12 protein-coding genes, 1 rRNA gene and 1 riboswitch are annotated in these 13,973 nt (G+C 46.9%); of the genes, 4 read left to right on the forward strand and 9 right to left on the reverse strand.

The window, feature by feature from the left end:
* Positions 1-16: 16 nt before the first annotated feature.
* The 8 genes from ATB78_RS25370 to thiD form a co-directional block, all read right to left on the reverse strand.
* A complete protein-coding gene (locus ATB78_RS25370; RefSeq protein WP_061010950.1) occupies positions 17-2,155 on the reverse strand; it encodes a glycoside hydrolase family 3 N-terminal domain-containing protein in 2,139 nt (712 codons plus the stop codon).
* A 260-nt stretch (positions 2,156-2,415) separates the two neighbouring features.
* On the reverse strand, positions 2,416-3,030 hold the full coding sequence (gene thiE, locus ATB78_RS25375; RefSeq protein WP_061010951.1) for a thiamine phosphate synthase: 615 nt from the start codon (positions 3,028-3,030) through the stop codon (positions 2,416-2,418).
* 62 nt (positions 3,031-3,092) lie between these two features.
* On the reverse strand, positions 3,093-3,884 hold the full coding sequence (gene thiM / locus ATB78_RS25380) for a hydroxyethylthiazole kinase (RefSeq protein ID WP_061010952.1): 792 nt from the start codon (positions 3,882-3,884) through the stop codon (positions 3,093-3,095).
* A gap of 12 nt (positions 3,885-3,896) precedes the next feature.
* The gene (gene tenA, locus ATB78_RS25385) at positions 3,897-4,565 is read right to left on the reverse strand and encodes a thiaminase II (protein WP_051118497.1); all 669 of its coding nucleotides are present in this window, start codon (positions 4,563-4,565) and stop codon (positions 3,897-3,899) included.
* A 54-nt stretch (positions 4,566-4,619) separates the two neighbouring features.
* A complete protein-coding gene (locus ATB78_RS25390) occupies positions 4,620-5,570 on the reverse strand; it encodes an ABC transporter substrate-binding protein (RefSeq protein WP_086027682.1) in 951 nt (316 codons plus the stop codon).
* A 47-nt stretch (positions 5,571-5,617) separates the two neighbouring features.
* Positions 5,618-6,418 (reverse strand): ABC transporter permease, encoded by an 801-nt coding sequence (locus tag ATB78_RS25395; protein ID WP_005435317.1) that lies wholly within the window; start codon positions 6,416-6,418, stop codon positions 5,618-5,620.
* Complete coding sequence (locus ATB78_RS25400; protein WP_061010953.1) at positions 6,411-7,166, reverse strand: ABC transporter ATP-binding protein; 756 nt, start codon at positions 7,164-7,166, stop codon at positions 6,411-6,413. Before ATB78_RS25400 ends, ATB78_RS25395 begins: the two co-directional genes overlap by 8 nt.
* A complete protein-coding gene (thiD, locus tag ATB78_RS25405) occupies positions 7,156-8,028 on the reverse strand; it encodes a bifunctional hydroxymethylpyrimidine kinase/phosphomethylpyrimidine kinase (RefSeq protein WP_050907774.1) in 873 nt (290 codons plus the stop codon). The genes ATB78_RS25400 and thiD overlap by 11 nt, the downstream gene beginning before the upstream one ends.
* Before the next feature lie 105 nt (positions 8,029-8,133).
* Positions 8,134-8,244: riboswitch (TPP riboswitch) on the reverse strand.
* 621 nt (positions 8,245-8,865) lie between these two features.
* Here thiD and ATB78_RS25410 point away from each other — a divergent pair.
* Positions 8,866-10,251, forward strand: a complete 1,386-nt coding sequence (locus tag ATB78_RS25410) for a TldD/PmbA family protein (protein WP_005435311.1) — start codon at positions 8,866-8,868, stop codon at positions 10,249-10,251.
* Positions 10,251-11,594, forward strand: coding sequence for a TldD/PmbA family protein (locus ATB78_RS25415; protein WP_061010954.1), 1,344 nt, complete (start codon positions 10,251-10,253; stop codon positions 11,592-11,594). Before ATB78_RS25410 ends, ATB78_RS25415 begins: the two co-directional genes overlap by 1 nt.
* 77 nt (positions 11,595-11,671) lie before the next feature.
* Here the strand turns inward: ATB78_RS25415 and trmY are convergent, their stop codons facing one another.
* Positions 11,672-12,271 carry a tRNA (pseudouridine(54)-N(1))-methyltransferase TrmY gene (gene trmY, locus ATB78_RS25420; RefSeq protein WP_005374282.1) on the reverse strand — a complete coding sequence of 200 codons (600 nt, stop codon included), beginning with the start codon at positions 12,269-12,271 and terminating at the stop codon, positions 11,672-11,674.
* 158 nt (positions 12,272-12,429) lie between these two features.
* Between trmY and ATB78_RS25425 the strand changes: the two genes are divergently transcribed.
* The gene (locus ATB78_RS25425) at positions 12,430-12,954 is read left to right on the forward strand and encodes a DUF3087 domain-containing protein (protein WP_039974293.1); all 525 of its coding nucleotides are present in this window, start codon (positions 12,430-12,432) and stop codon (positions 12,952-12,954) included.
* Between the two features lie 554 nt (positions 12,955-13,508).
* A 16S ribosomal RNA gene (locus ATB78_RS25430) occupies positions 13,509-13,973 on the forward strand; the annotation flags it as partial.

The following is a 13,973-nucleotide window of genomic DNA, read 5'->3' on the forward strand; positions in this document are numbered from 1 at the left end:
AGCGTAGCTAGGTTTGTTAATAGCTGAGACCATATCCAAATGGGTATAGCGTGATTGACGGATCTTCTTCATAAGAAGGAACATCTTCTTTACCTTTGGCAACCACCTCATCGGTCGACTTCGGAAGGCCGAAAGGTAACTTACCCTCTGGTTTCACTTTACCGGTGATGACATCAAAAAAGACAGAGTCCGATGTACCGAAGTTCGCCAAGATGATTGGCAGCTGATCGTGGATATTACCTAGGGCTGCTGGACGAATCATGAATACATCAAAAATTACTCGCTTACCTGAGTTGATGGCCTGATTAATGACACTATAGACATTGCCACTATTGTAAATACAAGCTCCTAGGTTATCGGTCAAACCCTCATAACAAAGTTGTGCAGATTCTCCCGGTTCACGGTCAGGTTGCGTTTCGTAAGGACGCAATTGGAAGTCTTCCTGTGCGACAAAACCAAGCTCGCCAGACGGCATTGCGACCCCAAATGGGAACCATGCCGTGGCGAGAGTGGCGGGGGTTTGCGTACGAATGATTATGGTGTCAGCATCTGCCATATTTTCTGCGACGTTTAAGCCATATTGTTGTGCGTTGTCGACAATGCTTGGTTGCTCTGTACCGCCATAGTTGGCGTAGACATACACTTTACCTAACTCCTCTACTGATAAAGGCAATGCGTTGTTGTCGTTTTTCAACAAGGTAACGGAGCGTCCTTGAGATTCAATACCCAGCTCTTGGAACTCTGTTTTACCGACCACATCATTGACCTTGGCGACATCAACAAACGGGTCTTCAAACAAACCTTGTTTGAACTTATTCGTCAGGATTCGATTTACCGATAAGTCGATGCGCTCTTGGGTAAGACGCCCGCTCTCAATATTCGCAAGCAATAAAGCAGGGTCATCGATACCCCCAAATTGGTCAATACCCGCATCGACAGAAGCAGCGAAACGCTCTGTTGAATCTTCGTCCTCTTTACCCCAAGGCATACCTAAGTAAGTGAACGGATTCTTCTCTGCATCTTCATGTGTGATGATTCCGGTTCGACATGTATCGACACAATCGTTAGCGACTAACCAATCTGATAGCAACACGCCATCGAAGTTTTCTTCGCCTCGAAGAATATCGGTCATGATGTATTTGCTGTAACCAAAGCCAACATTACCTTCACTTTCCGGCAGTTGCTCATAAGGAATTCCGTAATAAGGCATCACGCCCGCAACGCCAGCTTCAAAAGCGCCTTTAAATGGAATGCGGTGGTAGTCAAAGTTGTTGCCCGGATAAACCTGATAGCGGCCAGCGAAGTAGTGTGCATCCGCGCCATTTTCTTGTGGACCACCACCGGCAAAATGTTTTACGACCGCCCAGACTCCATCTTTCGTCAGCTCGGTATTGTTGTGTTGTAAACCTTGGACATAGGCTTTGGTCATTTCTCGTGATAACTCAGCGTTTTCACCAAATGTACTGTTCACTCTTCCCCACCTTGGTTCGGTAGCGAGATCAGCGGTTGGGTGGAGTGCTTGGTTGATGCCGACGGCTAGGTATTCTTGACGAATGACATCGGCGAAGGTTTTCGTGAACTCAGCATCGCCAATCGCGGCTAAGCCAAGTGTCTCTGACCATTGTGAAAAATCGCCGGAAGAGACTGAAGTGCCTAATGCGGCATTAAAGTGGTTGCGTGGGTCGGTTGAAATAGAAACGGGAATTCCTAAGCGAGTGTGCTCCGCTAATTCTTGAGCATGATTATTATCTTCTGCCATCAGAGTGGCATCGCCTTCTTGGCGAGTTATAAAGGTATTGAGGAAACGTTCTTGAATTAATATGGTGTTGGTTATGCCATCGCCTTTAAAAACGAGTCTTGAGCTATCGCTGCTGAGTACGAATGTACCGTGCATCATCAAGCCTGCCTTTTCGGCGTTGTTCATTTGTTGAGTAAGATTCTCTGCGCGTTGTTTTGGGCTCAGTCGCCAATCCTCATAAGCGTCTAATTCGCCATTCTTATTATGATCCTTAAAGGTTAGCCCATCGACCGTGAGAAGATTGAGCGTTTTGGTTTCCAATGTTGGTATGGTGAGTTGTTCTGAATCTGATCCACAACCGCTAATGAGTAGGGTAGGCAGCGCAAAGACTAAGAGGTTTTTTCCAGAGGTTTTCATCGTTATTGCCTTTTATTATGTTGTTTGGCGCAGTATGACTCTGGAGGAGAAGGAAAGTATTTCCTTTAGGGAGCAAGGTTTTGGCGTTCAGGTGCAGAATAGGGAAAGTGTGAGATTCTGTCAGAATGATTAGTGTGATGAATATCTCGGTGCAATAGAAGAGTCTACTTCTTCTTTGGTTTTCAATCGGTCTTTTAGAGTAGCGAAATACAGAGATCAAAGTGCTCATCCATAAGCGCTTTGTTCTGGAGTGAGCAAGGTTAGCTCATCAGCCCTAACAGATATTCCGATGCGGTTTTTGGATCTTCCGCGTGGCAAATTGCTGAAACCAAAGCCAAGCCATGAACACCGGTGGCGCTAAGCTGCGGAATGTTACTTTCGTTGATGCCGCCAATGGCAACAATCGGTAGAGAGGTCGTCTCTAACGCCATCTTCAAACCATCAATACCCCAATGTTTTTTGGTGTTGGTTTTGGTTGGCGTCGCGAAGATTGCGCTCAAACCGATGTAATCAATCGGAAGAGAATCCGCTTCTGCAAGCTGCTCTTCATTTTCGATAGATAAACCGAGAATTTTGTTTGGTCCAATCAACTCACGAGCAATGGTTGCTGGCATGTCTGATTGCCCGAGGTGGACACCATCAGCATCGACAGCCAGTGCGACATCTACGCGATCATTGATGATCAAAGGCACATCGGTATCTTTAAGGATGTCTTTCACGGCTTGAGCCCGTTCGATAAACGCACGCACATCGCCGTGTTTTTCGCGGACTTGTACCATGGTCACGCCACCTTCCACGGCTTTTCTCACAACACGCTTTAGTGTGGCTAAATCTTGTTGGTCATCGGTGACCAAATATAAACGATAGACGTTCATTTTGTTTCCTTTGGGCCTCTCATCTAGATGAAATGAGAGGCCGATATTTGTTAGAGAAAAGCTTAGCTCACTTGGAGTTTTAGGCGTTTTGCCAGCGTTTCTTCATCCAACTGGTAAAGCTCATCCAACAGGCTCATTTGCAGGCTACCTGGGCCGCGAGCTTGTTCCGCTGCAATCTCGCCAACAACGCCTAGTACCGCCGCAGCAGCAAGCCCGGTGTTATCACCAACTGCAGCAAAAGCACCCGTCAGTGCCGTTAGTGTACAGCCCATTCCGGTTACGTATGGCATCATCTCGTGACCATTGTTCAGTTGCACGGTTTGTTCCTTCGTGACGATGTAATCAGTCTCGCCAGAAATCACCACACTTGCAGCATACTCTGCGACTAAGAAGTTCGCTGCGCCAAGTGCTGCGTCGCTGCTGTCTAACGCATCAACGCCTTTGCTTTGTGCTTGCTCGCCAGCGAGAGCGATGATTTCTGAGGCGTTACCTCGGATGATGAGTTTATCTGCAAGGCGTGCGATTTCACGTGATGTCTCGGTACGCAGTGAACTTGCTCCGCAACCGACAGGGTCGAGTACAACGATTTTACCATTAGCATTGGCTTGCTCTACGGCATAGCTCATGCGCGGTGTCCAAACGCTGTCTAGGGTACCGATGTTGATAACCAGTGCGCCAGCGAACGACATCATCTCTGCCATTTCCTGCTTGGAGTGCGCCATGATTGGAGAAGCACCAATAGCCAATAGGGCGTTTGCCGTGTTATTCATCACCACGTAGTTAGTGATGTTGACGACTAACGGCTTTTGCTGGCGTACTGTGGTTAATGTTTGGGTGATTTGTTCAATTAGCATGAGAATCTCCGATTAATCTTGCTGAGCGTTCAGGCCTTGTTGCCAGAATGCCACTTCCATACGCGTTGCGGTTTTGAATACCTGAATCAGGTTTTGACCACGCTGGCTATTGATGTCGATTTCAGCTAGCAACTGGTTAAAGTGTTCTGCCCCTTTTGCGACACCAGATTGGAATTCCTCACCACCGTAGAGATTGATCCAACTTGCGTATGGATTGCCTTCGATTACTGTCTTTTCATCTTCAATCAGCATCTTACCGATAACGGCATAACCGATAGAGCATGGTGCTAGTGCCGCGTATAAATCAACAAGATCACCCGTCATGCCAGCATCCAACACGTAACGGGTATAAGCTACCGTACCGAAATCTTCTGGCTCGTTTTCTAAGTCGGATTCTGTCAGTCCCCATTGCTCACAGTAAGTCACGTGGTGGGCGATTTCAGAATCGAGCAATGCATGTACGCTTGGTAGGGCACGGCGCATGTCATCCAAAGTACGTGCTTTGTAGATCGCTAATGCGTAAGCTCGTGCGTACTGCTTTAGGAAAAGAAAATCCTGCTTTAGATAGTGCAGAAAACAAGGTTGAGCCAGAGTGCCTTTCGCCAATTGCTGCACGAAAGCATGCTCAGTGTATTCTTGCCAATCTTGGCGGCAAGCGTCGATCAAATCTTGGTATTTCATTATGGGTATCTCGTTATCAAAAGACCCTAGGCTTAGATCCTAAGGTCAGTAGCATTAGTCAAAGTTCGGTACGTAATCTTTCGCTTTTGGCAGTGTTTCGATGATTTTTTGTGAATACATGAACTGCGCATAATCATCGTAGCGTTTCAGATCTACTGCGGATGGACGAAGAGCGAAACGAGTTAGCGTGTCGTTCCAAGCGCGTTGGTTAAGCTCGTTGTTGAGGGTGTCTGGTGAATAAGCCACGAACTCTTTCCACGACTCTTTTGGATGGTTAACGATGTAAGTGGTTGCTTGCTCTAGTGCTTTATTGAATGCCTTGATGGCTTCTTTGTCGTAGGTTTTTGCATTGGCAACGAAGACCAACTCGTCATACGCTGGCACGCCGTGTTCTTCAGGGAAGAAGGCCTTAGCTTTATAACCTTCTAGTGCCAGTTGGTTGGTTTCGAAGTTACGTAGACCGCCCCAAATCGCATCCACCTTGCCAGACGCAAGAGACGAAGACAGCGCCCAACCTACGTTGATGATTTGTACGTCAGAAAACTTCACGTTCTCTTGAGCTAGCATGGTGCCGATTGTCGCTTCTTCGTTGCCTGCGATCGCAATACCGATCTTCTTGCCTTTCAAGTCGCCAAGGTTTTCATTCTTACCGTTGTCCAACACCATCAACGTGTTGAGTGGCGTAGCAATCAAAGTCGCAGAGCGGATTAGTGGCAAACCAGCCGCGACATCGATGGTCAGGCTTGGTTGGTAAGAAATCGCCATGTCGACCTTGCCAGCTGCGACCAACTTAGGTGGTGTACTTGGATCTGCCGGCTCTTGAATGTTGACCTTCAAACCTTGCTCTTTGAAGTAACCACGCTCTTTGGCAATAACGATAGGACCATGGTTTGGATTGACGAACCAATCCAACATCAGTGTCATCTCTTTTTCAGCTGCAAGCACGTTGGTTGATACCACTGAAGCGAGTAGAGCAGCAGCGCTCATAAGTTTGTTTTTATTCACGGGGTTCTTCCTTTTCTTTCCCAATTTTCTTTGGTTATTTTCTGTAATTACTTGCTTTCCCAAGGGATGGCTTTTTTCAATAATTTATCGGTGATGAAGTAGAGTGAGATAGACAGCACGGCGAGGATAAACAGCGCCGCAAACATCTCATCAATGATCATGCGAGCGTTGGCTTGGAGCATCAGATAACCCAAGCCTTCACTTGAACCTACCCACTCACCGACCACTGCTCCAATTGGCGCAATAACGACGGCAACACGAATACCTGAAGCTAACGTTGGTAGGGCGGCTGGCAATTGAATATGACGAAGTAACTGCCATTTAGACGCGCCCATGGTCTTGGCAAGATCGAGGTAACCTGTTGGTGTATTGCGCAAGCCGTCGTAGCAACATGTCGTGACGGGGAAAAAGATGATGATCGCCGCCATGACTACTTTCGATGCAATGCCGTAACCCAGCCAAAGCATGAGCACTGGCGCGATAGCGAATACAGGGATCGCTTGGCTAGCAATTAGAATGGGCAGTAACCAACGCTTCAGCGGTTCGAACATCAGCATTTGCAATGCGAACAGCAAACCCATTGATAATCCAAGCGCCAAGCCAAGTAAAATCTCTTGCGCGGTAACCCAAGTATGTTTGAGCAGGACATCGTAACGAGTGACCAATCTATCCAGCACTTCAATTGGTGAAGGTAAGATGAAGCTTGGCATATCGAATATCACCACGACCAACTGCCACAATCCCAAGATCACCGCAGTGCTGATGACCAAGCGCAGAGCTGGATGGGTCACGCGTTCTTTTTTACCAATACGTGTCGAAACGGAGTTGTACTGAGTCATATCACTCATAGTCTTTCTCCAATTGATCCAAAATCGCTTGTTGTAGCGCCGCGCACTCTCCATCGAGAACTCGGGGCGGCTTGGAGTCTGGAACGACCAAGTGCTGAGCTTGAGCAGGCGTGCCTTGCAATACATAGAGTTGGTGAGCTAATCGCACCGCTTCTTGTGGGTCGTGGGTAATAAGAACAACCGTCTTATCTTTCAATAATTCGGCAGACAAGGTTTGCAATTTATGGCGAGTAACCGCGTCCAACGCAGAGAAAGGCTCATCCATCAGAACCAGAGGCTTGTCTTGCATCAGAGTGCGAGCAAGGGCAACACGTTGTCTCATGCCGCCAGAGAGCTGAGCTGGCTTAGCATCCGCGTAATTGGCGAGTCCCACTTGGCTGAGTAAAGTTAGTGCACGTTGTTTATTTTGTTCTGGTGCTTGGTCTTGAGAAAATCGAGAACTTAGGCAGACGTTGTCTAACACATTTAACCACGGCAGTAACAAGTCTTGCTGCGCCATGTAGGCAATACGCTTGTGTAAGGTGATGCCATCCGTGGTCGTTAACTCGCCATGCCATTCAACTTTGTCGTCTAACAAACCCGCTAGATAACGAAGGATCGTCGTTTTTCCGCAACCACTGCGACCAAGTAACACCGTCCATTGATTGGCAGGGATGGTCATACTCAACCCAGCTAATGTTGGTGTTTGGCTGTCTTTGTATTGCAGACTTGCTTCGGTAAGCTGAATGCCGAGTGCATTAGCGCACATGCGTGTGACCTGCAAAAAAATGGTTCACAGGACCATGACCTTTACCGACATCCAATTCGTCAGCGTGTGCGATAGCTTGGCTGATGTACTGCTTACCTAGGTGCACCGCTTTGTGCAGGTTGTTGCCTTGACCAAGGTAAGACGCGATAGCAGAAGACAGCGTGCAGCCTGTGCCATGGGTGTTTTTGGTTGGAAAGCGTTTAGCGCTAATTAACTCGGCATTGTCTTGCATGATCAGCAGATCGTTACTGTTTTCGTCTTTTTCCAGATGACCGCCTTTTAACAGCACCGCTTTTGCCCCTAATGCGCGCAAGTCAGCAATCATATCGTTCATTTCAGATTCTGATTGAGGAACTGGTTTACCTGTCAATGCAGCACCTTCAGGTAGGTTAGGGGTAATGATGTCTGCGAGCGGAATCAATTCTTCTTTTAAAGTGCTGATTGCCGACTGTTCCAGTAATAGATCGCCGCTGGTGGCCACCATAACAGGGTCAATCACGAGGTGTTTTGGCTGGTATTGTTTAATTTTGTCTGCAACGACTTTGATGATATTGGAATCGGCCAGCATGCCCACTTTAACTGCAACGATGTTGAGGTCGGTAAATACCGCATCAAGTTGGCTCTCTACATGGTCGAGAGGGATTGGGAAAATCGCAGAAACGCCTTGGGTATTTTGCGAAGTAATCGCCGTGATTACCGAGCAAGCAAAACTGCCGGTTGCGGACATCGCTTTTATGTCGGCTTGAATGCCTGCGCCGCCACCGCTATCAGAACCTGCAATCGTTAACACAATCGGTGTGTCCGTTGAAGTTGCTGCTTGTGGCTGTGTTGATGGTTTTTCTTGGCTTGACTGCTGCGCCATGGTCGCTCCTATTACAAGACGTACAGGAACTGACTTGGCCATTGAAGATCGGTGTATGGATCCGTTGAGGCTAGCTGCGTCGATACAGACTTGAAGCAGGCTAGTGGCAAAGTGATGATAGTTCCCTACGTCAGTGCTAACTGAATCAGGTTCAACGGGTCTCGAATTTCGATCTCAGCCGACGCATTCACTGCATGGGCCCCCCGACTATTTCGTCAAGATAATAGCAGTTCACTCAGTTACGGTGCACGTGTTTTTTCCGGCCAAGAGGGGGCAATCGATTAAATATGAGACTTGAGAGCAGTAACGAGAGAACAGAATTTAGTGTATACCCAAGTAACCTCGAGATGCTTGGTTCAGCGAGAATGACTTGGTTTGTAGACGCGGCGGCGATTTGAAGGCTTAGTGGGTCTAAATCAAGAATCGGCAACAAAGTATACAAGCCAAGGCAACTCGCCCTCTGGGAGCGTGTCATTGACCCGATTGCTACGTCAAACAACTTGGAAAGAGCGTGCTATTCCGCTTCGTTGTTTTCCTTGCACTCGAATCAATGACAACGCTCTGAATCCTGCATCTTGAAGTCACTTGGGTATAAATAACGTGCCGCATTGAAACTGGCAGTTCAAGACACTATCTAATAGTGAGATGTCGACATAATACGTAACGAATCGTTCTTTGATTTAGCAAGGATTAGCATAAAACAAGGTTAAAAAAGTGTTAATATTTAACGTGTTGCCAATATGCTTTTGAGTCATCCAATTTAGGTTGTGACTGTTATAAACAGAGTCTAACTCAGAGGTGGGGAAGGCTAGGACGATCAACGAGCAAGGAGATTTCATGCTTAATTCTGTAACAGCGAAAGCGGTGATCGATCATGCCCTCTTTTTAGGGGCTGATTTCGCTGAGCTATTCGTTGAACACCATCAAACCAACACTGTCCAGATCGCATCTGGCGAGGTAGATAAGGTGAACTCGGGTATCGATTTTGGTATCGGTATTCGTCTCTTCTTCGGTCATAAAGTGCTTTACGGTTACACCAACAGCACCGATGAAGCCGAACTTAAACGCGTAACCTCACTGCTTGCTGCAAAAGATAAGCGTGAGCAAATCGCGTCAGCAGGTTCTCTCAATCTGAACCGCTACCCAATTCAACATGGTTGTCGTATGCCACTTGGCAAAGACGCTAACCTAGATTCTAAAATCGCTTTCCTATTGCAAGTTGACCAAGCTGCTCGTGCTGAGAGTGAACATATCAGCCAGTTCATTGGCAGTGTGCTTCAGCGTGAACAACAAGTGTCTATCTTCAACTCAGAAGGTCTACACGTTGACGATACCCGTCACTACATACGAGTTGCTGGTAATACTGTCGCTCAAAAAGGTAATGAGCAGTCTTCTGGTATGGAAGGCCCTGGCGCTCTTGCTGGTTGGGAATTCAGTGAACAGCTTGATGCCAAAGAGCTAGGTCAAACTATCGCGCAGCAAGCGTTGGTCAAACTTGGCGCGGATGCGTGCCCATCGGGTGAAATGCCAGTAGTGATTGGTAACGGTTTTGGTGGCGTAATCTTCCACGAAGCTTGTGGCCACTTGCTAGAAACCACTTCGGTTGCGAAGAAAGCGTCAGTATTCCACGACAAGATGGGCGAAATGGTTGCTCACACCGCAGTGAATGCAGTCGATGATGGAACCATGACCAACGAATGGGGCTCGATTCATGTTGATGACGAAGGCATGAAGACTCAGCGCACTCAGTTGATCAAAGACGGTAAGCTAACCAGCTTTATGGTCGATAAAATGGGTGGTATGAAGACAGGTTATGAGCCTACGGGGTCAGGTCGTCGTCAAAACTACAAGTTCGCACCAACCTCGCGTATGCGTAACACATTTATCGAAGAAGGCGAGCATTCTCTTGATGACATGCTGGCTGGCATCGAACGCGGCATCTATGCGAAGAAGATGGGCGGTGGTTCGGTTCAACCGGGAACGGGCGAGTTCAACTTTGCCGTTCGTGAAGCTTACCTCATTGAAAATGGCAAAATCACCAAGCCTCTGAAAACAGCAACGCTGATCAGCACGGGGCCAAAAGTGTTGAAAGAAATCAGCATGGTCGGCAAAGACATGGCGCTTGCGCCGGGCATGTGTGGTTCAGTAAGTGGTTCAGTACCAACAACAGTCGGTCAGCCAACGCTGAAAGTCGATAACATTCTGGTAGGAGGCGGTAACTAATGAGCCAAGAACAACAACTTCTTAATGCGGTTGATTACGTCCTATCAGAAGCAAAACGCCAAGGTGCAGAAGCGGACGTCATTGTAAACCGTAACAGTAGCTTTTCTTTGAAAGCGAACCAAGGAAAGTTGGATGAGTACAAAGTAAGCTCAAGCCAAGTTCTGGGTGTTCGTATTGTGAAAGATGCGCGCGTTGCAACAAGCTATTCTGAGTCGTTAGAGCAACCAAGCTTAGATTTGATGCTGACCAACGCACTGCAAAGCGCTCGCTTTTCCAAGCAAGATGAACATCAGACTATTAGCTGCGTGAACAGCCAAATCGCGACTGATGTTGCTGAGATTGCGCAAGAAGATACAACTTCTGTTGACGAAAAAATCGAACTGTCTCTCGCACTTGAGCAAGGTGTAGTAGCTCTGCCTCACGCCTCTAGCGCACCTTACAATGGTTACAGCGATGGCGAAACACAACTGATCATTGCCAATACTCAAGGCACATTGTGTCAACACTTCGAGCGCTCGTTCACTTGTTACGCGTATACCTTGTTTGAAAAAGACGGCAAACAGTCAATGGCGGGCAGAATGTCACTGGGTCGCCGTTTTGATGAGTTGAATCCAGCTTACTGTATCGAAGGTGGCTACAACCTTGCTCGTGATCTTCTGGAAGGCGCTCCGGTTGCGACAGGTAACTACCCTGCTATTTTCCACATCAATGCGCTAGCAAGTTTATTCGGTGCTTTCGGCAGTGCTTTCTCTGGTGTAAGCGCGATGAAAGGCATTACGCCATTGGGTGACAAGCTTGGCCAACGTGTTGCGAGTGATTTGATTACCTTTACCGATACGGCTTACATGCCAAATGGTATGGCAATCACAAGTTTTGATAGTGAAGGCTTCGCTACTCAAGATAATGTGATGATTGCTAATGGTGAGTTGAAAACCTTGCTACACAACAGCCAGACCGCAAGTTACTTGGGCGCAGTCTCGACAGCAAGTGCCGCTCGCGGTGCAAAATCGAGCCTAGACGTATCAGCGAATCACAAAGTGATTGCGACAGGTCACAGCAGTGCGTCAGAAGTAAAAGCGGGTGAGTACCTAGAGTTAGTCGAACTCCAAGGTGTCCATTCTGGTGCGGATGCAGTGAGTGGTGATTTTTCATTTGGTGCGAGTGGCTTCTTGTGCCGTGATGGTGAGCGCATTCAACCAGTGCGTGGTATCACTGTAGCGGGTAACTTCTACAAGATGCTGCAAGAAGTTGAGGCTGTGGGTGATACTCAGTTAATTAACGATAGCCGCACTCTCTTCTCACCAGACGTTCGTTTTGCTCGTTTAAGCATTGGTGGTAAGTAAACTTAGCATTCCTATAGAAACAAAAAGAGGACTCAATGGAGTCCTCTTTCTTTTATAGAGTGATTAACTCGCGAGAATTAAAATTCGCGAATGTCCAACTCATTGTGGATCAATACCACACACTGAGAAGCGAAAAGCATCTTAGGACCTAAGCTGATCTTCTCTGTGCCAAGGCGCTTCAAGCTGTTAAAAGACTTCTTCGGCATCGGAATATGGTCAGTTAGCAAGAAACATGGGTTTCCACCGATTTCTGCATCACGAACAAATTCGCCTTTTTTATCCAACATATATAGTTGGTGATCTTCTGCCAGTTCTTGCACTAGGCGTTCAAAGCTGACGGTACGAACGGTGATACCAGGTTCGACTTCACGAAGTTGCTCTTTGCCCATACCAACCGAAGCATCCAAAGCGCGAGCCACTGCTGCAATCAAGGTTGACTCATGGAAGCCGCCAATGTTGGTGATGTCGTTAGAGCGAATAGTAATGGTGCGTGAGAAATCTTTTGTGCTTTCTAAAACCAAGTGAACAACCACATCTTCACGGTGTGATTGAGCAACGAACATAGTGTTCATCATGGTATGAGCAAGAATCTCTGTATGCGCTTCATTACCAACACCTTCTAACAGTGCTTTGCTGGTGGTTGGCGCCGCGCGAGCTCGTAAAACAAAAGAGCGCATGAATTTAGCCTCTATATAGGAAGAGTGAATGCGCGGAAGTATATACCCAAGCAGGGAAGGGATGCGAGTTTAATAGCAAATGTGAACTTACTTACAAAGCTTCGATTGTCGTGCGGAGTGTGCTGGTTAGAATAGAGGCAACCTGTTAGGAGCGGTATATGGAAATCAAAAAAATAAACAAACAAGTCTATAGAAAGAAGGTCAACCTAGTGATTGGTGGCTTTGTTGCCTTGCTTGCTATCTCTTCTCTTGCTTTTAGTACGCTATTGATCGTTTTGTTCGGTAATACAGATGTAGTACCTGAACAGTCGACGGGGAACTTTCACTGGAACTTAATTGGTGTTGTGCTTGCCTTAGCTACTTCACTGTCTTTGTTAAACCAATTCAAAACACGCCCTTATATGGAAGAAGTGTTGTATGTCTGGAAACTCAAGCAGCTGCACAACAAGATCTTTCGCAAACTGAAAAGCATTAAAGCCGCTTCTGCTGAGCACGATGTAAAAGCGCTGACGATACTTAAGTTCTACTATACGACTCAAAGTCAGGTGTTTGAGTTAGACAACAACACATTGACGATGAGCAGTGTAAATAAAGAATTAGAGGCAATTGAGCAAATCGAAGCGGCGAAGTCACTGGATCTTGATATCACAAGCTTTGAAGAGTCTTGGATAGACACATATTGATTGCCTATTTGCTACGTTAAGTTAACAACTAAGTGCTAAAAATAAGCGTTTGAGTGAGATTTCATCACTCGACGCTTTTTTTTAAGTTTTTTTCTAAAAAAGGGTTGCCAAGAAAAATCATCTCCCTATAATGCGCCTCCGTTGTCAGGGCAAAGCGGAAACGCAAAAGCGGTTGGCAATGAGGCGAAAGAAAAGCTTCTAAAAATTAATTTAAAAAAGTGTTTGACACTAAGAATTAATTCCTTAGAATACGCCTCCGCTTCGATAGCAAAGCTTACGAAGCAAGCTCTTTAACAATATAGACCTATCAATCTGTGTGGGCACTCGTTGATGATAATCCAATTAGATGTTTCTTTCTTAACGGAAAGCGGTATCAAATTAGGTTTCAATGAACTGAGTGACCAATCAAGTCTTCGGACTTGGCACAGTCAATTCATTATCGTTCTCCTTTCTTTATAAAAGGAATAACGATAATAGCTTTAAAATTACATAAGTAGTTTTGAAGTCAGTATTCATTGAGCCTCTCCCTATTTATTTAGGGAATCAAAAACTTTAAATTGAAGAGTTTGATCATGGCTCAGATTGAACGCTGGCGGCAGGCCTAACACATGCAAGTCGAGCGGAAACGAGTTATCTGAACCTTCGGGGAACGATAACGGCGTCGAGCGGCGGACGGGTGAGTAATGCCTAGGAAATTGCCCTGATGTGGGGGATAACCATTGGAAACGATGGCTAATACCGCATAATGCCTACGGGCCAAAGAGGGGGACCTTCGGGCCTCTCGCGTCAGGATATGCCTAGGTGGGATTAGCTAGTTGGTGAGGTAATGGCTCACCAAGGCGACGATCCCTAGCTGGTCTGAGAGGATGATCAGCCACACTGGAACTGAGACACGGTCCAGACTCCTACGGGAGGCAGCAGTGGGGAATATTGCACAATGGGCGCAAGCCTGATGCAGCCATGCCGCGTGTGTGAAGAAGGCCTTCGGGTTGGAAAGCACGTTCAGTCGTGAGGAAGGT

This window comes from Vibrio sp. CUB2, assembly GCF_001557945.1.
Classification (GTDB): Bacteria; Pseudomonadota; Gammaproteobacteria; order Enterobacterales; family Vibrionaceae; genus Vibrio; species Vibrio owensii.